23 protein-coding genes are annotated in these 21,202 nt (G+C 67.0%); 9 read left to right on the top strand and 14 right to left on the bottom strand.

The genetic code is table 11. The features are described from left to right. Nucleotides 1–50 precede the first annotated feature (50 nt). Nucleotides 51–800, bottom strand: a complete 750-nt coding sequence (locus R0D99_RS04630; protein ID WP_317750212.1) for a sulfite exporter TauE/SafE family protein — start codon at nucleotides 798–800, stop codon at nucleotides 51–53. A gap of 174 nt (nucleotides 801–974) precedes the next feature. On the opposite strand from R0D99_RS04630, the gene R0D99_RS04625 reads away from it, so the two are divergent. Beyond that, complete coding sequence (locus R0D99_RS04625) at nucleotides 975–1,625, top strand: trimeric intracellular cation channel family protein (RefSeq protein ID WP_317750211.1); 651 nt, start codon at nucleotides 975–977, stop codon at nucleotides 1,623–1,625. Between the two features lie 133 nt (nucleotides 1,626–1,758). On the opposite strand, the gene R0D99_RS04620 is transcribed toward R0D99_RS04625, so the two are convergent. The 6 genes from R0D99_RS04620 to R0D99_RS04595 form a co-directional block, all read right to left on the bottom strand. Beyond that, nucleotides 1,759–2,673 (bottom strand): bestrophin family protein, encoded by a 915-nt coding sequence (locus tag R0D99_RS04620; RefSeq protein WP_317750210.1) that lies wholly within the window; start codon nucleotides 2,671–2,673, stop codon nucleotides 1,759–1,761. A 33-nt stretch (nucleotides 2,674–2,706) separates the two neighbouring features. Further along, complete coding sequence (locus tag R0D99_RS04615) at nucleotides 2,707–2,988, bottom strand: helix-turn-helix domain-containing protein (protein ID WP_317750209.1); 282 nt, start codon at nucleotides 2,986–2,988, stop codon at nucleotides 2,707–2,709. Further along, nucleotides 2,985–3,284, bottom strand: coding sequence for a type II toxin-antitoxin system RelE/ParE family toxin (locus tag R0D99_RS04610; protein WP_317750208.1), 300 nt, complete (start codon nucleotides 3,282–3,284; stop codon nucleotides 2,985–2,987). The genes R0D99_RS04615 and R0D99_RS04610 overlap by 4 nt, the downstream gene beginning before the upstream one ends. Nucleotides 3,285–3,363: 79 nt before the next feature. Further along, nucleotides 3,364–4,566: a 3-oxoadipyl-CoA thiolase gene (gene pcaF / locus R0D99_RS04605; protein WP_317750206.1), complete on the bottom strand. Its 1,203-nt coding sequence runs from the start codon at nucleotides 4,564–4,566 to the stop codon at nucleotides 3,364–3,366. Nucleotides 4,567–4,631: 65 nt separating this feature from the next. Further along, nucleotides 4,632–5,282: a 3-oxoacid CoA-transferase subunit B gene (locus R0D99_RS04600; RefSeq protein WP_317750205.1), complete on the bottom strand. Its 651-nt coding sequence runs from the start codon at nucleotides 5,280–5,282 to the stop codon at nucleotides 4,632–4,634. A gap of 27 nt (nucleotides 5,283–5,309) precedes the next feature. After that, nucleotides 5,310–6,026: a 3-oxoacid CoA-transferase subunit A gene (locus tag R0D99_RS04595; protein WP_317750204.1), complete on the bottom strand. Its 717-nt coding sequence runs from the start codon at nucleotides 6,024–6,026 to the stop codon at nucleotides 5,310–5,312. A gap of 182 nt (nucleotides 6,027–6,208) precedes the next feature. Between R0D99_RS04595 and R0D99_RS04590 the strand changes: the two genes are divergently transcribed. Beyond that, nucleotides 6,209–6,499, top strand: a complete 291-nt coding sequence (locus tag R0D99_RS04590; RefSeq protein WP_317750203.1) for a polyhydroxyalkanoic acid system family protein — start codon at nucleotides 6,209–6,211, stop codon at nucleotides 6,497–6,499. A 12-nt stretch (nucleotides 6,500–6,511) separates the two neighbouring features. Next, the gene (locus R0D99_RS04585; RefSeq protein WP_317750202.1) at nucleotides 6,512–8,059 is read left to right on the top strand and encodes a wax ester/triacylglycerol synthase family O-acyltransferase; all 1,548 of its coding nucleotides are present in this window, start codon (nucleotides 6,512–6,514) and stop codon (nucleotides 8,057–8,059) included. Between the two features lie 146 nt (nucleotides 8,060–8,205). Here R0D99_RS04585 and R0D99_RS04580 read toward each other — a convergent pair whose 3' ends face one another. The 4 genes from R0D99_RS04580 to R0D99_RS04565 form a co-directional block, all read right to left on the bottom strand. Beyond that, entirely contained in the window at nucleotides 8,206–8,991 is a 786-nt protein-coding gene (locus tag R0D99_RS04580; RefSeq protein ID WP_317750201.1) for a hypothetical protein, read from the bottom strand. After that, nucleotides 8,988–9,644: a TetR/AcrR family transcriptional regulator gene (locus R0D99_RS04575; protein ID WP_317750200.1), complete on the bottom strand. Its 657-nt coding sequence runs from the start codon at nucleotides 9,642–9,644 to the stop codon at nucleotides 8,988–8,990. Before R0D99_RS04575 ends, R0D99_RS04580 begins: the two co-directional genes overlap by 4 nt. A 40-nt stretch (nucleotides 9,645–9,684) precedes the next feature. Beyond that, nucleotides 9,685–10,875 (bottom strand): patatin-like phospholipase family protein, encoded by a 1,191-nt coding sequence (locus R0D99_RS04570; protein ID WP_317750199.1) that lies wholly within the window; start codon nucleotides 10,873–10,875, stop codon nucleotides 9,685–9,687. Between the two features lie 128 nt (nucleotides 10,876–11,003). Then, on the bottom strand, nucleotides 11,004–11,489 hold the full coding sequence (locus R0D99_RS04565; protein ID WP_317750198.1) for a phasin family protein: 486 nt from the start codon (nucleotides 11,487–11,489) through the stop codon (nucleotides 11,004–11,006). A gap of 198 nt (nucleotides 11,490–11,687) precedes the next feature. Here R0D99_RS04565 and R0D99_RS04560 point away from each other — a divergent pair, with 198 nt between their 5' ends. Next, complete coding sequence (locus R0D99_RS04560) at nucleotides 11,688–13,667, top strand: SDR family oxidoreductase (protein WP_317750197.1); 1,980 nt, start codon at nucleotides 11,688–11,690, stop codon at nucleotides 13,665–13,667. A 43-nt stretch (nucleotides 13,668–13,710) separates the two neighbouring features. On the opposite strand, the gene R0D99_RS04555 is transcribed toward R0D99_RS04560, so the two are convergent. Then, complete coding sequence (locus R0D99_RS04555; protein WP_317750196.1) at nucleotides 13,711–14,595, bottom strand: esterase/lipase family protein; 885 nt, start codon at nucleotides 14,593–14,595, stop codon at nucleotides 13,711–13,713. Nucleotides 14,596–14,710: 115 nt separating this feature from the next. Here R0D99_RS04555 and R0D99_RS04550 point away from each other — a divergent pair, with 115 nt between their 5' ends. Together R0D99_RS04550 and R0D99_RS04545 are read left to right on the top strand one after the other, a co-directional pair. After that, entirely contained in the window at nucleotides 14,711–15,472 is a 762-nt protein-coding gene (locus tag R0D99_RS04550; protein WP_317750195.1) for an FFLEELY motif protein, read from the top strand. A gap of 51 nt (nucleotides 15,473–15,523) precedes the next feature. Continuing rightward, nucleotides 15,524–15,964 carry a DUF1841 family protein gene (locus tag R0D99_RS04545; RefSeq protein WP_317750194.1) on the top strand — a complete coding sequence of 147 codons (441 nt, stop codon included), beginning with the start codon at nucleotides 15,524–15,526 and terminating at the stop codon, nucleotides 15,962–15,964. Between the two features lie 131 nt (nucleotides 15,965–16,095). Here R0D99_RS04545 and R0D99_RS04540 read toward each other — a convergent pair whose 3' ends face one another. Then, complete coding sequence (locus R0D99_RS04540; protein WP_317750193.1) at nucleotides 16,096–16,764, bottom strand: c-type cytochrome; 669 nt, start codon at nucleotides 16,762–16,764, stop codon at nucleotides 16,096–16,098. A gap of 109 nt (nucleotides 16,765–16,873) precedes the next feature. Between R0D99_RS04540 and R0D99_RS04535 the strand changes: the two genes are divergently transcribed. The 3 genes from R0D99_RS04535 (at nucleotide 16,874) to R0D99_RS04525 (ending at nucleotide 19,667) form a co-directional block, all read left to right on the top strand. Next, entirely contained in the window at nucleotides 16,874–17,716 is an 843-nt protein-coding gene (locus tag R0D99_RS04535; RefSeq protein ID WP_317750192.1) for a MoxR family ATPase, read from the top strand. 130 nt (nucleotides 17,717–17,846) lie between these two features. Next, nucleotides 17,847–18,458, top strand: a complete 612-nt coding sequence (locus R0D99_RS04530) for a GNAT family protein (RefSeq protein ID WP_317750191.1) — start codon at nucleotides 17,847–17,849, stop codon at nucleotides 18,456–18,458. Between the two features lie 21 nt (nucleotides 18,459–18,479). Further along, nucleotides 18,480–19,667 (top strand): hypothetical protein, encoded by a 1,188-nt coding sequence (locus R0D99_RS04525; RefSeq protein ID WP_317750190.1) that lies wholly within the window; start codon nucleotides 18,480–18,482, stop codon nucleotides 19,665–19,667. A 39-nt stretch (nucleotides 19,668–19,706) separates the two neighbouring features. Here the strand turns inward: R0D99_RS04525 and R0D99_RS04520 are convergent, their stop codons facing one another. After that, a complete protein-coding gene (locus R0D99_RS04520; protein WP_317750189.1) occupies nucleotides 19,707–21,173 on the bottom strand; it encodes a patatin-like phospholipase family protein in 1,467 nt (488 codons plus the stop codon). Nucleotides 21,174–21,202: the final 29 nt, after the last annotated feature.

Below are 21,202 nucleotides of genomic sequence, written 5' to 3'. Positions count from 1 at the left end.
TGGCGCTTTACCCGCCAGCGTGTGCAGCTCTATTTTTTGTAGCGTTCTGGCTACGAAAAGCCATCCCACACCAGCTTGATCCCCGTCAGCAGCATGCCCACGTAGATGAAGCGGTAGAACAGCTTCTGGTCAATGCGGCGGGCGATGCGCACACCGGTCCACACGCCCAGCGGCGCCAGCGGCAGCAGCACCAGCGACGTCGCCAGGTTGCGCCAGTCCAGCAGGCCGAGCCAGCCGTACGGCACCCACTTGGCCAGGTTGATGGCGAAGAAATAGAACGCCATCGTCCCGGTGAAACGCACCGGCGTCAGCCGCAGCGGAATGGCGTAAGCGTTGATGGGCGGGCCGCCCGCGTGGGCCACGAAGCTGGTAAAGCCCGACGTGGCCGACAGCAGCGCGCCGGCCCAGCGCGGCGGCGCCGGCTGGTCGGCCCGGGGCGGAAACAACAGCCGCTGCGCCAGAAACAGCAGCGTGAACACACCCACGATGCCCGCCACCCAGCGCGGCTGCAGCAGCCTGAACGACAGCGTGCCGATGACGATGCCCAGCAAGCCCCAGGGCAGCAGAAACCTGAGCAACGCGCGGTCGAAATCCTTGCGGAAGGCGGCGATGCCCAGCAGGTCCATCACCAGCAGCACCGGCATCAGGATGGCCGCGGCCTGCGGCACGGTGACCACCATGGCCATCAGCGGTACCGCCAGCGAGCCGAAACCCGCGCCAAAGCCGCTCTTGCTGATGCCCAGCAGCAGCACGGCCGGCACGGCCACGGCGTAGAAATGCCAGTCGGTGATGGGGATCATGGGTGAAATGGTGCTCAGCGCTGGCTCAATCAGCGTCTATCGCTTCACAAATCATAGCGTTCGGGCTGACCGTCCGCGCGCGACGTGGGTGACAGATGGCGCAGAGTCCACCTTCACCGCCGCGCCACTTCGCCATCGCCGAACAGGCCCACTGTAGCGGCACAATCGACGCCCATGGACTGGCTCCCTTCCCTGCCGCCCGCCTGGGGCGATTGGCTGCGCACCGTGCTCGAATCGGCGGCGACGCTGGCGTTCGCCCTGTCGGGCGTGGTCGAGGCCAAGCGCAAGCGGCTGGATGCCGTGGGCGTGTGCGTGGTGGCGTTTGCGGCGGCGTTTGGCGGCGGCACGCTGCGCGACCTGCTGCTGGACCAGCGGCCGTTCTTCTGGGTGCGGCACATTGAATTCTTGTGGGCGCTGCTGGCGCTGTGCCTGCTGGCCATGCTGTTCATGCGCCAGCAGCACGTGGAGCCGACCGAGCGCGCCATCCTGTGGCCCGACGCGCTGGGCCTGGGCTTGTTCACTGCCGTGGGGGTGGACCTGGCGCTGGCGCTGGGCCAGCCGGCGCTGGTGGCGGTGCTGATGGGCGTCATCACCAGCGTGTTTGGCGGCGTGCTGCGCGATATTCTGGTTAACGAGGTGCCGCGCGCCTTGAACGACCACCGGCCCTACGCGCTGTGGGCCTTTGTCGGCGGCTGGGTCTACATCGTGCTGCTGCGCGCCGGCCTGCCGCCCTGGCTGCCGCTGACCGCGACGGTGGTCTTCACGGCGGGCCTGCGGCTGGTGTCGGTATGGCGCAACTGGCAGGTGCCCGGCTGGGGGCGGTGAGGCCCTGCCGCCACGCCCCGAAGGCCGCAGAGCAGGCCGTTCGAGGGCACGCATGGACGGGGTTCCCCTGGCCATCGCGTGCGTTCCCTTTCCAGGGGGAAGGCGCCGCAGGCGACTCAAGGGGTGTCGTGATTCACGTCTCGATGTAATCCACCGCCGTCGGCTGCGCTGGCGGCAGCGTTTCGCCCAGCATCTCGCGCAGCGTGGCCTCGATGCCGTTCGACAGCGCGTTCAGCGCCAGGTCGTTGGCCGAGTCGCCAAACGGCTCCTCGATCTCGGCGCCCAGTTCGTCCAGCGCGAAGAAGGTATAGGCGATGAAGGCCACGATCACCGGCGTCATCGGGCCGATGGCGTCCACCAGGCCGAACGGCAGCAGCACGCAATAGGCGTAGATGGTGCGGTGGATGATGACCGCGTAGGTGAACGGAATTGGTGTGCTGTGGATGCGTTCGCAGCCGCCCAGCGCTTCGGTCAAGCGGTTCAGCGGCGCTTCCAGCGCCGGCACCAGCACCGGCTGCAGGCTGCCGTCGCGGCAGCGCGCGCCGATCCATTCGCCGGCCATCAACAGCAGCATCGCCGGCTTGTAGCGCGCCGGCGCCAGCCGCGCGCACGCCTCGGCCGGCAGCAGCCGCGCCAGATCGGCCGCCGCGTCGGTGCCGCGAAGCTGGTGGCGCAGCGCGTGCACAAAGGCCATCAGCAGCGTGGCGAGTTCGCGCCGCGTTGCAGGCGGCGCGGCCACCAGCGTCAGCGCCTGGCGCGTGAGCGAGCGACTCTCGTTCAGCAACTGACCCCACAGCGTGCGCCCTTCCCAGTAGCGCGCATAGCTGGTGCTGTTGCGAAAGCCCAGAAAGATCGCCAGCGTCAGGCCGATCAGCGAGAACGGCACAAAGTTGAGCGGCACCTTCCATTCGAACACCCGCCCGTGCAGCACCGTCACCAGAATCGCAAAGCCCGTGGCCAGCGCAATCTGCGGCACGATGCGCGGCAGCACCGAGCCGCGCAGCACGAACAGCATGCGCAGCCAGTTGGGGCGGGGGCGGATGATCATGGAGGTTCAGGCGCCAAGCCAGACGCCAGAACGTCAGGTGGCTTCGGTCACCCGCATTTCGATATGCAGGCCAGCCGCCGCGGCCATGTTCACCAGGGCGTCGAGGGCGAACAGGTTGATCTTGCCGCGCATGAGATCGGACACGCGCGGCTGCGTCACGCCGAGCAGCCTGGCGGCTTGCGCCTGACTCATTTCGGTGCGTGCCAGATGACTCTTCAAGGCCGTCATCAAGACCGAGCGCAGCCTCATGTTTTCTGCCGCCTCTGGTGTGTCCTCGATGGCGTCCCAGACGCTGGTGAATCGTTGACGGTTCATGGGCTCAGCTCCTGCAGCAAATCACGATAACGCTTGGCAGCCAAATCCAGGTCGGCTTTGCTCGTCTTCTCGGTTTTCTTCTGGAAACAATGCAGCACGTAAACGGTATCGGCGAACTTGGCCACATAGATGACACGACAAGCGCCTGCCTCATGCCGAATCCGGATTTCCCGCACGCCCGGACCCACGGTCTTCATGGGCTTCCAGTCATCCGGCTCGCCGCCGTTCTGAACCTGATCGATCTGATGGCCCGCCTCGCGCCTCGCCGACAGCGGAAAGGCGCGGAGATCGTCCAACGAACTGCCGACGAACTCAACCGGTTTCAAGCCGGATGACAGACCGATTATACAAATTTTTGTATGGCTGTCTCAGGCGCTACACCCGCTCCAATACCAGCGCAATCCCCTGCCCCACCCCGATGCACATGGTGCACAGCGCGTACTTGCCACCCGTGGCGTGCAGTCGATTGACCGCCGTGGTCGCCAACCGCGCACCCGAGGCGCCCAGCGGGTGGCCCAGCGCAATCGCGCCGCCCCAGGCGTTGACGCGGGCGTCGTCGTCCTTCAGGCCCAGCATGCGCAGCACGGCCAGGCCTTGGGCGGCAAAGGCTTCGTTGAGTTCGATAACGTCGATCTGGTCGAGCTTGAGGCCCGTGAGCGCCAGCACCTTCTCGGTGGCCGGCGCGGGGCCGATGCCCATGACGCGCGGGGGCACGCCGGCGGTGGCCATGCCGACCACGCGCGCTTTCGGCGTCAGGCCGTATTTGCCAGCGGTGGCTTCGTCGGCCAGCAGCAGCGCGCACGCGCCATCGTTGACGCCGCTGGCGTTGCCAGCCGTCACGGTGCCGTCGGGGCGCACCACGCCTTTCAGCGAGGCCAGCTTTTCCAGGCTGGTCTCGCGCGGGTGCTCGTCGGTGTCGACCACCACGGCGTCGCCCTTTTTCTGCGGGATGGTGACGGGCGTGATCTCGCGCGCCAGGTGGCCGGCTTTCTGCGCGGCGACAGCCTTCATCTGGCTGGCCAGGGCCATCTTGTCCTGCGCCTCGCGCTCGATCCTGTAGTCGGTGGCCACGTTCTCGGCCGTCTCGGGCATCGAATCGACGCCGTACTGCGCCTTCATCAGCTTGTTGACGAAGCGCCAGCCGATGGTGGTGTCGTACACCGCGTTGGCGCGGCTGAAGGCGCTTTCGGCCTTGGGCATGACGAAGGGCGCGCGGCTCATGCTCTCGACCCCACCCGCTATCATCAATGTAGCTTCCTCGGCTTTGATGGCGCGGGCTGCCGTGCCAAGCGCATCCAGGCCCGAGCCGCACAGGCGGTTGATGGTGGCGCCCGGTACGTCCACCGGCAGGCCCGCCAGCAGGCTGGCCATGTGGGCGACGTTGCGGTTGTCTTCGCCCGCCTGGTTGGCGCAGCCGTAGATGACGTCGGTGACGGCCGCCCAGTCGACATTCGGGTTGCGCGCCATCAGCGCCTTCAGCGGAATGGCGCCCAGGTCATCGGTGCGCACGCTGCTCAAGGCGCCGCCGTAGCGGCCGATGGGCGTGCGGATGGCGTCGACGATGAAGGCTTGTCTCATGGGGTCTCCTCGAAAGATGAATCGTTTAAATGGGTGTTCTGCCCGGCATCGTAGCCGAGCCCGCGCTATGGCTTCTGCGCGATCGGGAGGCCAGTCAGACGCTCCAGTTCGGCGTGCGACAGCCCATCGACCGCATCCACCAGCACCAGCCCGTCGGCCGTGCATTCGAAGGTGGCCAGGTCGGTGTACACGCGCTTGACGCACGCCAGCCCGGTGAGCGGGTAGCTGCAGCGCGCCACCAGCTTCGACTGGCCGTCGCGGGTCAGCAGATCCATCATCACCCAGGTTTGCCGCGCACCCACGGCCAGGTCCATGGCGCCGCCCACGGCGGGAATGGCGCCGGGCTCGCCGGTGCTCCAGTTGGCCAGGTCGCCCTGGGCCGAGACCTGGAAGGCCCCCAGCACGCACACGTCCAGATGCCCGCCGCGCATCATGCCGAAGCTGTCGGCGTGGTGAAAGAACGCGCCGCCCGGCAGCAGCGTGACGGGCTGCTTGCCGGCGTTGATGAGGTCGTAGTCCTCAAGCCCCGGCGCCGGCGCCGGGCCCATGCCCAGGATGCCGTTCTCGCTGTGCAGGATGACCTCGCGCCCGGCGGGAATGTGGTTGGCGACCAGTGTGGGTTGCCCGATGCCGAGGTTGACGTACGAGCCATCGGGAATGTCCTGCGCCACGCGCCGGGCGAGGTCGTCCTTGCTTCGTCTTTGATAGCTGCTCACGCTGCTGCTCCTTGCGCTGGCGGCCGGTCAGGCCGGGTTCTTGAAGCCGCCCGCGGCGGTGGCGGTGCGCGGCACCCGCACCACGCGGCTGACAAAGATGCCAGGCGTGACGACGGCCTCGGGGTCCAGCTGCCCGAGTTCGACCACCTCATGCACGCTGGCCACCGTGAAGCGCGCCGCCATGGCCACCACGGGCCCGAAGTTGCGTGCCGCCATGCGGTAGGTCAGGTTGCCCCAGCGGTCGCCGCGCTCGGCCTTCACCAGCGCCACGTCGCCGTGGATGGGGTGTTCGAGCACGTAGTCGCGGCCATCGATGCGGCGCGTTTCCTTGGCGCTGCCGTCGGGGTTCAGCGCCAGTTCGGTGCCGAAGCCGGTGGGCGTGAAGAAGGCGCCGATGCCCGCACCCGCCGCGCGCATGCGTTCGGCCAGGTTGCCTTGCGGCACCAGTTCCAGTTCGATCTTGCCGCTGCGGTAGGCGGCGTCGAACACGTGGCTGTCGGCCTGGCGCGGAAAGCTGCAGATGATCTTGCGCACGCGCCCGGCCTTGATCAGTGCGGCGATGCCGTGTTCGCCATTGCCGGCGTTGTTGCACACCAGGGTCAGGTCGCGCGCGCCCTGCGCGATCAGCCCCTCGATCAGCTCGCCCGGCGTGCCGGCCGTGCCAAAGCCGCCGATCAGCACCGTGGCGCCGTCCTGCACATCGGCCAGCGCCTCGGCCACGGAGGCGGCGATCTTGTCGATCATGGAAAAGTCTCCTGCTTACGTCAGCCGCGCCGCCGGGTTCGCCATGCCCCCCCGTCGGATCATTCCAACCGTGGATTCTTCCACGCCTCGCGCCCGCTTGCCCACCGCCGCCTTCATGCCGGCCACAGGCTGAGCGGGCCGCGGTGGATGGCCGGGTCAGCGGCGCGTTTTACACTTTGGTGATGAGCGAGATCACGATCACGCGCATGCACACCCTGCCCCCTCGCAAGGCCAAGGTCGCCGCCCAATCGGTGGCCGACGACCTGCAGTCGCGGTTTGGCCTGCAGCACGCGTGGGACGACGACGGCACGCTGGCTTTCCACCGGCCCGGGCTGTCCGGCCGGTTGACGCTGGGGCGCCGGCAGGTCACCGTGCAGATTCGCCTGGGCTTGGTTTTCTCGCCGCTCAAGTCCATACTCGAACGGCAAATTCACGACTACTTCGACCAGCGTTTCGCCCCTCGCACCTCCTGAGGTCCACCCGCCATGACCCTCGCACGAAAGATGTCGCCTGTCGATACCGCCTGGCTGCGTATGGACCGGCCCACCAACCTGATGCAGATCCTCGGGGTCATGCTGTTCGACGGCGAGCTGGACCTGGCCCGGTTGCGCCGGGTGGTGCAGGAACGCATGCTGACGCACGCGCGTTTTCGTCAGCGCGTGCGTCACGAGGCCACCGGCTACTGGTGGGTGGACGACCCCGACTTCGACCTCGACAACCACGTGCGCCGTGCAGCGTTGCCGGGCAAGGCCGACAAGGCGGAGATGGAGCGCTTCGTCGCCGAACTGGCCAGCCAGCCGCTGAACCGGGAGCGGCCCTTGTGGGAAATTCACATCGTCGACACGCGCATGGGCGGCCACGCGCTGGTGATGCGCTTTCATCACTGCATCGCCGACGGCATCGCGCTGGTCAACGTGATCATGTCGCTGGCCGACGATGGGGCGCCGAAGGAAGTTGCGACCGTGGCAGAGCCCGCTCACCACAGCCACGACGACATGCTGTGGGGCCTGGTGTGGCACCCGGTCTCGCGCGCTGCGGAGCTGTCGCTGCGCGCCACCAGCGCTTTGTGGAGCCGTTACTGGAGCTGGGTATCCAACCCGCTGCAGGCGCTTGACTACGCGCGCACCGGCACCGGGTTGACGGCCGAGGCCGCCAAGCTGCTGCTGATGCCCAAGGACTCGGACACGCGGTTCAAGGGCCACACCGGCCTGGACAAGCGCGTGGCGTGGTCCGATCCGATCAGCCTGCCCGACGTCAAGGCCGTCGGCCGCGTGCTTGACAGTTCGGTCAACGACCTGCTGCTGTCGTCGGTGGCGGGTGCGCTGCGCGCCTATCTCGTCGAGCGCGGCGACCCGACCGACAACGTGGAAATTCGCGCGCTGGTACCGGTCAACCTGCGAAAGGCCGCCGACGCCGGGAAGCTGGGCAACCGCTTCGGCATGGTGACGCTGGAACTGCCGGCCGGCGTGGCCAACCCGCTGGCGCGCCTGTACGAGACGCGGCGGCGCATGCGGGCGATGAAGCACTCGTACCAGCCAGCGCTCACGCTGTCCATCCTCGGCCTGGCCGGCATGGGGCCGCAACTGGTGCAGGAGCAGTTGCTGGACTTCCTGGCGAACAAGGCCACCGCCGTCATGACCAACGTGCCCGGCCCACAGCAGGCGCTGCGCATCGCCGGCGCGCGGCTGCGCCAGCCGTTCTTCTGGGTGCCGCAATCGGGCAGCGTGGGCATGGGCGTGTCGATCCTGTCGTACAACAACCAGGTGCAGTTCGGCCTGATCACCGACCGCAAGCTGGTGCCCGATCCCGAGCGCATCGTGCACCGCTTCGCCGAGGAATTCGACAAGCTGCTGATGCTGGTGCTGATGGAGCCGTGGGAATGCCTGGACGACCCGGACGTGGTGCACGCCCACACCGCACTCTACTGGGACGGCAAGCCGCCAGCCGTGCCCGAGCGCCAACGCTTGGCACGGCGCAGCCCGGCGCGGGCGCGGGCGAAAAGCCCGGCCAAAGGCCAGGAGTCTGCGCGGTAGAAGGCGTCGAAGCGAAACGCGCGAAAAACGAGGACAGCTTCGGTGTACCGACAAGCCCATTGCCGGGCTATGGGCGCCGGAGGTAGCGCCGCGATGGACCGTTTTCTCGCGCGTTGCAGCCGACGCTCCTTCTGCAGCGCAGACTCCTAGGCCGCCAGCTCGGCCTTGGCCGCTTCGACGTCCAGCCGCTCCATGGCGTCCGCCGGCGTGCACTGTGCGGCTTCGGCGTACAGGCGCTCGGCTTCCTTCAGCCGCGACTTGCCGAACATCATGGCCAGGCCGTTGGCGTATTCCGTCATGGCAATGGCGGAATGCGGGTTGAGTTCGAGCGCGGTCTTGAAGCGCTTCTCTGCCAGGTCCTTCTTGGCGCCGTAGGTCAGACCGCCCACGACCGCGCCGACCTTGTCGATGATCTCGGCGTGCAGGGTGCCGAGCGCGATGTGCGCGTCGGCGTGGCGCGGCTCCAGTTCGATGGCCTTGAGCAGGCTGTCGCGCACCTTGCCGCCCAGGCCTTCGGCCAGCGCCTTGACCACCGAGATGCCCTGGCTATAGCGGCCCAGGGCGTAGGCTTGGTAGTACCAGGCGTTGGCGTTGCCGGGGTCACTGGCCTGCAGGGCCTCGCAGCGGTGCACCACTTCCTGGAAGATCGCCAGCCTGCGCGATTCGCTGCCTTCGATGGCGTTGGCGTAGATCATGGCCGCCTTGCTGGCCGCGTTGGTGCCGCTGGCGTCGCCGGCCGCGAGACCCAGCTCCACCGCCTTGGCGAATTCGCCGGCATGGTAGGCGCGCCAGGCATTCTGCGCGGCCGTCTTCTGCGGCCAGGGCTCCTGGTCGCCCTGGTGCAGGCGGGCCCAGGCCTTCTTCAGCGCCGCACCGGCGTAGACATAGGCGGGATCGGGGTAGGGAAAGGCCTTCCAGGCGCTTTTGCTCATGTTGTGTCTCCTCGCGACGGTGGATGAATGTAGGCGTGCGACAACCTTTCCAGCAGGCGCCGCGCAGGCTCGCGCATCCACGGCGCGGCCAGTGACAGCGCCTGGTGCACGCCGAGCCCCATGTCGGGTGGCCTGCGCGGGTGCCGCGCTTGCTCGAACGACAGCCAGAACGTGGTGACCAGCGTGATGTTGACCGCCAGCGCGGCGATCTCGTCCGGCGTGGCATCCAGCGCCCCAGCCGCGGCCAGGCCGTTGCACAGCGATACTGCCGTTTGTTGCTTGTGCGCCAGGATGCGCTGGAAATGCGTTTCGACCAGGCGGTTGCGCATCAGCAGGTCGTTGATGTCGCGGTAGACAAAGCGGTATTTCCAGATCGTCTCGAACAACAGGTGCATGAAAAACCACACGTCCTCGACCTCGCGCGGCGCCGTGTCGCGCAAGGTCAGCAAGCCGTCGATCTCGCGTTCGTAACGCACGAACAGGGCTTCGACGATCTCGTCCTTGTTGCGGTAGTGGTAGTACAGATTGCCGGGACTGATGTTCATCTCGTCGGCAATCGCGGCCGTCGTCACGTTCGGCTCGCCGAAGTCATTGAACAGACGCAGCGCGGTTTCCAGAATGCGCTCGGGGGTGCGACGCTTGGGTTTGGCCATGCCGGATTTCACCATGTGCCGTTGCGATCCCAGCCGCCCTTCAGCCAGCGTGCCCCGTGCGCATGCGGCCCTGCAAATCGTCCAGTGCGTGTTCCAGCGCCACCATGCTGGCCGCGATGGTCGCCGGCCCTTGCGCCTGGCCCGGCTCCAGCAAGGTGCGGCTCGGGTCAAGCAACACGTCCAGATTCAGCTTCAGCCCATGGCGCTGCAGCAGCGGCGCCAGTTCGTCACGGCGGCGGTACAGGTCGGCGCGCGTGCGCTGGTAGGCGTGCTCGCACAGCCGTGCGCGGTCGCTGTAGCTGAACAGGTTAGCCAGGAAGATCACCTCGTCATCCTGCGCCGGTTCGAACACCACCACGTCGGCGTTCTTGAATTCGTGCCGATAGCGCTCCATGCCGACCCGCATGCGCGAGCGGATGATGGCGCGGAAAGTCTGCCCCAGCACGGCTGGCAGCCCGCCGTCGTTGAGGCGGTGGCGTACGCCGTCGCGCTGCTCGGCCAGCGTGGCGTCAAAGGGCACCAGCGGGTTGATGCACAACAGCAGGTCGACCCCTTCGCGCAAGGCCACTGACGCGTGCAGGGTCTTGATCAGCGCACCGTCCACATAGTGGCGTCCACCGATTTCGACGGGCGGAAACAGGCCCGGCAATGCAGAGCTGGCCTGCACCGCCGTCGAAATGGGCACGTCGTCGCGGCCGGGCGCGCCGAACACAACGGCCTGGCTCGAATCCAGATCGGTCGCGATCACGAACAGGCGACTTCGCAGCTGCCGGAAATCGTTGGTGTGACCGTTCGCCGAAAACAGCTGACGCAGCACGCCGTCAATGCCCGCGCCGTCGAGCACGCCGGCTGGAATGGCGCGCGACAGGCGCTGCAGCGATTCGAAAAAGCCCTTGGAGGGTCGACTCAGGTAGTCGAGCAGTCCTTCGGCAGCGAGCCGTGGGACGGAGAGAAGTCGCCGTCCGTATTCACCCAGCGCAGGCCGCAACAGGCGGCTCGGATCAAACCCGAGATGGCGCTCATTGCCCAGCAGGATGCGGGCAAGCCGCCGGGGTCCGAAGCCATTGGCCAGCAGCGCGGCAATGAAGCTGCCCGCGCTGACGCCCACATAGATGTCGGCCTGGGTGGTATCCAGGCCGTCCACCGCTTCTTCCAGGGCCACGCAGGCACCCACTTCGTAGATGCCGCCCAACGGGCCTCCGCCGGCCAAGGCGATTCCGATCTTGGACAAAGCATGCCCTCCTGTCACCCGTCATGTCACCGCGTGCGCTCAGACCGCGTCGCAACGCGTCGGGCACCGGCCGCGCGCCCGGAGACAGACCCCGGCGGCGCAGCGGTGCGCCTGTCACCCCAGGGTGATCAGGCGCTCTTGCGAGCGGCCTTTTTCGCCGGTGCGGTCTTGACGACCTTGGCGGCCTTGGCAGGGGCCGATGCTTTGGGCGCCGATGCCCGCTTGGGCGCCGGTGCCTTCGCTTGCGCCTGGGCCAGGGTCTGCACCGCCGCGGTCAGGTCGGCGACGCGCTTGGACAGCGTGTCGATTTCCTTCTTGCTGGGCACGCCCAGGCTGCCCAGCGCACGCGCCACGCGGTCTTCGAAGACCTGCTCCAGGCGATCCCAGGTGTCGGCTGCGCGGCCGGCCACGGCGGCGATGCGGTCGTCGGCCAGCTGACGCGTCTTGTGCTGCAGCGTCTCGCCTTCCTTGACCAGCGCGTCGAACACCTTGCCGCCTTCTTCCTGCGCCTTGGAGAACGCACCCAGGCCGGCCAGCCAGATCTGCTGCGTCGAGTCCTTGATGGTGTTGGCTAGCTGCTTGTTTTCAGAGAGCGTCTTGAGTTTGCTGACCATGTCGATCCCCTTGCTTGATGGTGGTTGAATGGCGGGTCTGTGTTGATCGGGCCCGCTGCCAAGCCAGTGTAGGTCAGGGTTTTAGAGCATTCACACTATTCGCTGGCGCGTGCCGATGGCGCTGAACGGATGGTGATCTGCACGCATCGCCGCTCCTAGAATGTCTGCCATCCAGGTCAGTAGAGGCAGGAGCCAACCATGCAGTACTTCATCACGGGTGCCACGGGTTTCATCGGCAAGCGGCTGGTTGCCAAGCTGCTGCAACGCGAAGGCTCGCGCATCTTCTTCCTCATCCTGGAGAGCGAGCGCGAGCGCCTGCCTGCGCTGTACGAGTACTGGGGCTGTGACGAAACGCGCGCCTTGCCCGTGGTGGGCGATCTCACGCAGGAGATGCTGGGCATCTCGGCCTCCGACCGCCGCAGGATCGGCAAGCGCACCACGCACTTCTTTCACCTGGCGGCCATCTACGACCTGAACGCCGACGCCGCCAGCCAGCTGAAAGTCAACGTGCAAGGCACGCGCCATACGGTGCGCTTTGCCGAGGCCATCGGCGCCCGGCATTTCCACCTGTTCAGTTCCATCGCCGCGGCCGGCATGTACGAAGGCGTGTTCCGCGAAGACATGTTCGACCAGGCCGAAGGGCTGGACCACCCCTATTTCAAGACCAAGCACGATTCCGAGGCCATCGTGCGGCGCGAGTGCCAGGTGCCCTGGCGCATCTACCGCCCCGCCATCGTGGTGGGCGATTCGCGCACGGGCGAAATGGACAAGATTGACGGCCCCTACTACTTCTTCAAGCTGATCCAGAAGTTGCGCGCGCTGCTGCCGCCGTGGATGCCCACCATCGGCGTCGAAGGCGGGCGCATCAACCTGGTTCCGGTGGACTTCGTGGTGGACGCGGTGGACCACATCGCCCATCTGAAGGGCGAGGATGGCAAGTGCTTCCAGCTGGTCGATCCGCAGCCGCGCCGCGTGGGCGACGTGCTCAACATCTTCGCGCGCGCCGGCCATGCGCCGCAGATGTCGTTGCGCTTCAACGCCGCGCTGCTGGGCTTTGTGCCTTCGTACCTGCGCAAGGCGCTGCTGGCGCTGACGCCGGTGCGCCGCATCCGCAACGCGATGATGAAGGAGCTGGGCCTGCCGCCCGACATCATGCGCTTTGTCAACTACCCGACGCGCTTTGACAACCGCGAAACGCAGCGCGCGCTCAAGGGCACCGGCATCGCCGTGCCGGCGCTGGAAGACTACGCCTGGCGGCTGTGGGATTACTGGGAACGGCACCTTGACCCGGACCTGTTCATCGACCGCAGCCTGCGCGGCCGCGTCGACGGCAAGGTGGTGGTGGTGACGGGCGGGTCGTCCGGCATCGGCAAGGCGCTGGCGCTGCGCCTGGCCGAGGTCGGCGCCATCGTGGTCACCGTGGCGCGCGGCAAGGAGGCGCTGGACGAAGCCGTGCGTGAGTTCGAGGCGCGCGGCCTGAAGCTGCATGCCTACGAGGCCGACCTGGCCGACATGGCGCAGGTGGAAGCCGTTGCCCAGCGCATCCGCGACGCGCACGGCCCGGTATCGGTGCTGGTCAACAACGCCGGGCGCTCGATCCGGCGCGCGATCGAGAATTCGTACGACCGCTTTCACGACTACGAGCGCACCATGCAACTCAACTACTTCGGTGCGGTGCGCCTGAGCATGTACCTGCTGCCCGACATGTCGGCGCGGCGCGACGGCCACATCATCAACATCTCGTCCATCGGCGTGCTGACGAATGCGCCGCGCTTCTCGGCCTATGTCGCGTCGAAGTCGGCGCTGGACGCGTGGACACGCTGCGCGGCCTCGGAGTTCACCGACCGCGGCGTGTTCTTCACCACCATCAACATGCCGCTGGTGAAGACGCCCATGATCGCCCCCACCAAGCTGTACGAACAGGTGCCCACGCTGACACCCGAGGATGCCGCGGGCATGGTGTGCGAAGCCATCGTGCATCGCCCCACGCGCATCACCACGCGCCTGGGCGTGACCGGCCAGGTGCTGTACGCGCTGGCGCCGCGCGTGGCGCAGATCATCATGAACACATCGTTCCGCATGTTCGGCGAATCCGGCGCCGCGCGGCACGACGACCACGCCGAGCCGACCAAGGACCAGGCCACGCTGCAGCAGTGGATGCGCGGCATCTATTTCTGACCTGCATGGCGCCCCGCTCGCCCGTCGAGCCGAGACACTGGGCCTACGCGGCGAAGCGAGCCAGGTGCCGCCGCACCAGCGCCAGCGCACCCGGGTCGAACAAGGCGGCCATGTGGCCGACGCCGGGTAACGGCTCGTCCAGCGCGTCGGGGTGGCGTTGGGTGTCCTGCGGCATCACGAAGTTGTCCTGCGGCGTGCGTATGGACACGAAGGGCACCGTCACTCCCAGGGGCGCCTGCGCCTGCAGCCAAGGTGAGCCGCGCCGCATCTGGCGCGCGCACCGGCCCAGGCCCAGCGGCGCGATGGCCGTACCGCCATGCGGCGTGGCGATGGTGATCAGCCCGGCCACGCGGGTGGCGCCGTAGCGCGCCATGCAGGCACGGGACACCAGGCCGCCCATGCTGTGCGCGACCAGCAGCACCCGGGGCGCACCGGTGGCGGCGCATACCGCGTCGATGCGCTCGTGCAACTGCGCCGCGAAGTCGTCGATGTCGCCCCACGGGGGTTCAAGCGACAGCGTGGCCACCACCTGCCCGTCGGCTTCGAGCTGGCGCCGCATCCACCACCAGATGCCGCGGTTGCACGCGTAGCCATGCACCAGCAGCACCGGCAGGCTGCAGGGACGCAGCCGGTCTGGCCCCATCCACCAGCGCTGCAGCGGCTGGATGGCGAGATAGGCAACGACGAACACCCACACCTCGCGCAGCACCATCCCCACGCTGCGGCCCGCCGGCAATGCGGGCGCGGGCGACGCCCAGCGCCAGGCCATGAACCAGGTGATGGCCATCATCAGAACGCGCACCGCCAGCATCCCACCCAACACCAGGCCCACCGTGGCGCCCCATGACCAACCCAGACCGAAGCGCCCGAGCGCGCCGAACAGCACCACTTCGGTCAACATCCACCACAGCAACACCCTGGACAGCATGGAAAAGCGCCTTCCTTCCGACAGCCTTCTTGTCAGGTCAGTCTAGTCACGCAACGGCACAGCGTTTAGGCCAGCCGCTCTAATCCGCACCATGGCCGGTTCGGATAATGGCCTCATGGTCGATACCACGGACACGACGGACCACGTTGACGAGCGTCAGGCTTGCGCCCACGAACTGGCGCACTGGCTGATGCAGGCACGCCATTTGCGCATCGAGGCCAGCGCACAGCCGCAGCGCGCCGCGCGGCGCCAGGCCTTGCGCGCTTTCCAGGCAGATCGCCTGGCACGCACGCACGCCGACCTGCTGGGCAGTGAGCGCTATCAGGCGGCGGCCGAGTTCTTCCTGAGCGACCTGTACGGGCCCAAGGATCTGGGTGCGCGCGACGCCGAAATCGAACGGGTGCTGCCGCGGATGACCAACGCGCTGCCGCTGGCGGGTCTGCGCGCGCTGCAGTCGGCGGCCGAGCTCGATGCGCTGTCGGAACGACTCGACGCCGCCATGGTGGACGCGCTGTCCGCCAAGCTGGACGCCGCGCTCGCCGATGCCGACTACGCCGCGGCGTACCGCCAGGTGGGCGACGCGGCGGACCGCAGCCGTCAGATCGACCTGATCGAAGCGGTGGGGCAGACGCTCGACAGCCTGGCGCGCAAGCCGGGCCTCGCCACCCTGCTGAAGATGATGCGGCGCCCCGCCCAGCTGGCGGGCCTGGGCGAATTGCAGTCGTTTCTGGAGCGCGGGTTCACCGCGTTTCGCAGCATGCGCCGGGCCGACGAATTCCTGGACGCCGTCACCACGCGTGAGCGTGCGCTTTCGCGGCAGTTGCTGAACGGCGCCGATGACCTGGTGCTACCAGCGTTGCAGCACACCTTGGCCTGAAAGCCATGGCCCGCGGCATGACCCGCGACGCCGACGCGGCGACAATGGCGCATGTTCGCACCCAGCCAAGCCGACGTTCGTCGTTTTTTTTGTAGCGCCTGGGCCAAGCAGCGCGCGGGCCAGCCGATGGAAGCCATCGAACAGCTGGCAGCCGGCTGGATCGGCGAGCACCCTGAGTGGCATGGCGATTTTGAAGACGCCGACGCCGCCGTCGCGCGCGACTACGGCGACGGCGCGGTCGGCGGCAACCCGTTTCTGCACCTGTCGATGCACCTGTCGATCAGCGAGCAATGCAGCATCGACCAGCCGCGCGGCATCCGCCAGTCGGTGGAGCTGCTGGCGCACCGGCGTGGCGACCTGCATGCCGCCCACCACGAGGTCATGGAATGCCTGGGCCAGATGCTGGCCGACGCGCAAAGCCGCCAGCAGCCGCCCGATGGCGACGCCTACGTGGCCTGCGTGCAGCGCCGCGCAACGCGCGATGGAGTTTGATTTGCTGCGATTTTAATAGCTGCATACGCTGATCTGGCCAGCGCTGGCAGCCTTTTTGGCATGCCAATCCACTTGGCGCGGGCACAAAAAAGCCCGCTCGCGCGGGCTTTTGGGGTGAGCGCTGCCGCGGTTCAGCGGAAGCGCGATTCCGGCACCGTCTTGACTTCGCCCGGCAGGCTGGCGATGTACTTGGACATGGCTTTCAGCTCGGCGTTGGAGAACTGCTTGGCCATGCCGGCCATGACCGGGTTGGCGCGGCCCCAGGTGGCGTTGGCGTTGTCGCGGTAGGACTTGAGCGCCACGTACAGGTAGTCGGCGTGCTGGCCGGCGATCTTGGGATAGCTCTGGTCGATGGGCTTGGAGAAGTTGTCACCGTGGCACGACACGCAGGCGCCCTTTTGCAGCAGCGCGGCCACCTGGGCGCTGGGCTCACGCGGGGCGGGCAGTTCGGCCGCACCGGCCTGCTTGCCCTGCTGCTCGTAATACGCAGCCACGTCGGCAATGTCCTGCTCGGACATCGAGGTGGCAATGCCGCGCATGCTGGGGTGCTTGCGGTCGCCCTTCTTGTAGGCTTCGAGCGAGGCGGCGATGTATTTGGCGTTCTGGCCGGCGATCCGGGGCACGCGGTACACCTCGGGGAAGCTGGCCTGGTACCCGACGATGCCGTGGCAGCCGATGCACATGGCCACCTTGCCCTCGCCGGCCTTGGCGTCACCAGTCACCTGGGCCTGTGCGGGCGCGCTGGACAGTGCGAGCACGGCGGCAGCGGCGGCGAACATCGGGGACAGGGTCGTTTTCATTTTGCGCGCACAATCCAAGTTTGTTTGATCCAGGTCAGAGGCGGATTGTAGCCATGCTGCTGCGGCCCGCTTCCCCTGACTTTCCCTGCCGACCCCACACCGTCCCGAGATGAAATTCCAAGGCTCCGAAAACTACGTCGCCACGCAGGACCTGATGCTGGCCGTCAACGCCTCCATCACGCTCAAGCGCCCGCTGCTCGTCAAGGGCGAGCCCGGCACCGGCAAGACCATGCTGGCCGAGGAAGTGGCCGAAGCCCTGAAGCTGCCGCTGCTGCAGTGGCACATCAAGAGCACCACCAAGGCGCAGCAGGGCCTGTACGAATACGACGCCGTGAGCCGCCTGCGCGACAGCCAGCTGGGCGACGACCGCGTCAAGGACATCCACAACTACATCGTCAAGGGCGTGCTGTGGCAGGCGTTCACGGCCGACGAGCCGGTGGCACTGCTGATCGACGAGATCGACAAGGCCGACATCGAGTTCCCGAACGACCTGCTGCGCGAGCTCGACCGCATGGAATTCCACTGCTACGAGACGCGCGAAACCATCCGCGCCAAGCACCGCCCGGTGGTGTTCATCACCTCCAACAACGAAAAGGAGCTGCCCGACGCCTTCTTGCGCCGCTGCTTCTTCCACTACATCAAGTTCCCCGAGCCCGACACCATGCGGCAGATCGTGGACGTGCACTTCCCCAATCTGAAGAAGGAACTGCTGGCCGCCGCGATGAAGGTGTTCTACGACGTGCGCGGCCTGCCCGGCCTGAAGAAAAAGCCGTCGACCAGCGAACTGCTCGACTGGCTGAAGCTGCTGGTGGCCGAGGACATTCCGCTGGAAGCGCTGCAAAGCGCCGACAGCAAGGTCAGCGTGCCGCCGCTGGTGGGCGCACTGCTGAAGAACGAGCAGGACGTGACGCTGTTCGAAAAGCTGGTGTTCATGAACCAAAGGAATCGATGACCCCTGTGGGGCGGGTGGGGCGGCCCCCAGGGGCCACGCCCGCGCTGGCGTGGGTGGACGGTGGTTTTTGGTCCAATTGACCCTTTGCCCTTGTCCATTCAGCGCAAGTAGCTAGTGAAACGATAGCAAAATGCCGGTTGCCGACGACTTCATCCGCCCCGTGGTCATGCGCGACCGTGGCGTGCGCATCGAGCCCATGGCGCTGTCGCACGAAGCCGGGCTGCGCGCCGCCGCCGCCGATGGCGAGTTATGGAAGCTGCGCATCACCAGCGTGCCCGAACCCGAGCAGACACGCGCCTACATCGACGCGGCGCTGCAGATGCGGGCGGACGGCAACCGCCTGGCCTTTGTCGTGGTGGACGACGCCACCGATGCCGTGCTGGGCAGCACCAGCTACCACGATATCGTGCCGGCCATCCGGCGCGTGGAGATCGGCTGGACCTGGTACCGCCGCAGCGTGCAGCGCTCGCACGTCAACACCACCTGCAAGCTGCTGATGATGGGCCACGCCTTCGACACGCTGCACTGCGCGGTGGTCGGCTGGCGCACCGACAACTTCAACTTTGCCTCGCAGAAGGCCATCGAACGCCTGGGCGCGCGCAAGGACGGCGTGATCCGCCACCACGCCGTGCGCCGCGACGGCACGGTGCGCGACACCGTGATGTATTCGATGCTGGCCGGTGAATGGCCCGAGGCCAAGGCCCAGTTGCTCTATTTATTGAAGCGACATGCACCCGCCTGATGCGGGCTGGAGCGGAATTTCATGCTGATCGATTTCTTCTACACCCTGCGCGCCGCCAAGCTGCCGGTGTCGGTCAAGGAATTCCTGACCCTGCTCGAAGCGCTGCAGGCCGACGTGGTCGGCCCGCGCCAACCCGACGCCTGCTCGATCGACGACTTCTACTACCTGTCGCGCACCGCGCTGGTCAAGGACGAAAAGCACTTCGACAAGTTCGACCGCGCGTTCGCCGCGTACTTCAAGGGCGTCGAGCAGATCGCCGACTTCCGCAAGGAAGTGCCGGCCGACTGGCTGCGCAAGATTCTTGAAAAAGAACTGACGCCCGAGCAGAAGGCCGCCATCGAGAAAATGGGCTGGGACGAACTGATGGAGACGCTGAAAAAGCGCCTCGAAGAACAGAAAGAGCGCCACGAAGGCGGCAACCGCTGGATCGGCACCGGCGGCACCAGCCCGTTTGGCCACGGCGGTTACAACCCGCAGGGCATCCGCATTGGCGGCAAGGGCGGCAACAAGAGCGCCGTCAAGGTGTGGGACCAGCGCGCCTACCGCGACTACGACGACAGCCAGGAGCTGGGCACGCGCAACATCAAGGTGGCGCTGCGCCGCCTGCGCCGCTTTGCGCGCACCGGCAGCGAATTCGAGCTGGATTTGCCCGACACCATCAAGAGCACCGCCGCCAACGCCGGCTGGCTCGACATCAAGATGGTGCCCGAGCGCCACAACAGCGTGAAGGTGCTGCTGCTGATGGACGTGGGCGGCACGATGGACGAGCACATCGCGCGTGTGGAAGAACTCTTTTCAGCCGCCAAGGCCGAAATGAAGCACCTGGAGTTCTATTACTTCCACAACTGCGTGTACGACTTCATGTGGAAGAACAACCGGCGCCGCTTTGCCGAAAAATTTCCTACCTGGGACATCATCCGCAAGTACAACAAGGACTACAAGCTCATCTTCGTCGGCGATGCCACGATGAGTCCTTACGAGATCCTGCAGCCGGGCGGCAGCGTCGAATACAACAACGAGGAAGCCGGCGCCGAATGGCTGCAGCGCCTGACGCACGCCTTTCCCAAGTTCGTCTGGATCAACCCCGAGCCGCAGGGCGTGTGGCAGTACCGTCAGAGCATCGCCATCATCCAGCAGTTGATGAGCCAGCGCATGTTCCCGCTGACGCTCAAGGGGCTGGAAGACGCGATGCGGATGCTATCTAAATAATAGCTAAAGGCGCTTGATACGAAAGCGCTACAGGCACTTTCAAGGCTTGACCTCGGCGGGCAGGCCGGACGGCACCACGCGCGCGCCCAGGGCGCGCACCAGCGCCTGAAATTCGGGCGACTGGCGCAGCACGCCGCGGCCGGCGGCGATCAGGTCGGTGACCTCGGCGTCCGACACGGTGAAGGCGGTCGGCACGCGCAGCAGCTGTTGGCGGTTCATGGATTCGGGCGCGTCGCGCAGATTCACCATGATCACATGGATGTCGGCGTCGGCCGCGAACACGTTGCTGCCGCTGGCCGCGGCGGCGCCCAGCTCGCGCCGCCACTCGCGGATCACGTCTTGCAGGTATTCCTGCGTCTCGCGGGTCGAGCGCGCGCCGGCGCCAAACAGCAAGGCATCGGCCACGTCGAACATGCCGGGCACGGTGTCGCTGCTGTCGATGTCGCGCTCGGGCTCGCGTTCGGCGTTGACCACCACCAGCACCACCTTCTGCACGCTGCCGGGTGCGATCACCACTTCGCGGAAGGTCTGGCGCAGGCCGTCGTCCATCAGTGCGCGGTCAAGCAGGCGCTGCACGCCCAGGTTGTCCGACAGGCCGCCGTCGACCAGGTGCACATAGGGCCGCTGGATAGCGTTCAGGTAAGCGTCGGCCTGGGCGCGGTACAGCCGCCGCCGAAAGTCGGCCGGCCCCGCGCGCCCCGGTTCGCTGCCGCCCAGGATGCGGGCGGTGACTTCGGGCGGGCAGCGGTCGGCGTAGTTGCGCAGCGTCACGGGGCTGAGCAGGATCGGCACCGCCGACGACGCCGCCACGGCAAACGACAGCGGCACGTTGCCCAAGTCGGAACAGATCAGCGTGAACTGGTCCCAGGTGAATTCGAATCCGGTGCCGCGCGCCAGGTCGGTGGCGGTGATGATGAGCTGCGGGTGGCGCGGATTGCGCTCCAGATCGGCGAAGGTCTTGCCCTGGTACAGCGCGTCCAGCCGCCGCGCCAGCAGGTGCGCGCGGCCGAACCATGGCGAACTGAGGTCGCGCAGGTTGCTGGGCCGGGCCATTTGGCCCAGCAGGCTTTGCTGGAAGTCCTGCCGCAGGAACTCGCGCTCGAAGTTCGGCAGGCCCGTGCGGCCGAAGGCGGCGTAGTAGCCGGCGACGATGGAGCCGCCCGACACCGCGCTGATCAGGTCGGTGGCCTCCAGAAGCGTCAGGCGCTTGCCGCGCCAGTCGAATTCGTGGTCTTCCAGCTCGCGCAGCACGCCGTAGCCGAACGCGGCCGCCCGCGCGCCGCCGCCGGAGATGGTGACGGCCATGACCAGGCTGGGGTCGCGCGTCTCGTTGACGTGCATGGCGTGCGCCTGGTCCACCCGCATGGCGCTGTTGAGCCAGGGCCGGACGGACGAGCAGGCGCTGAGCAGCGCCACGCACACCAGGCAGGCGATGCCCTGCAGCCAGGTCGGCCAGCCGCCTGCGGCGCGAATTTGCACGCTTTCGGGGTGGGCATGGCACGGCATCGGGCCATCATAACGGCCGGCCGTGCGCG

The organism is Ottowia sp. SB7-C50 (assembly GCF_033110285.1).
Lineage (GTDB): Bacteria > Pseudomonadota > Gammaproteobacteria > Burkholderiales > Burkholderiaceae_C > Ottowia.
Note: the sequence above shows the minus strand (reverse complement) of the source record. Positions and strands in the feature narration are given on the sequence as shown.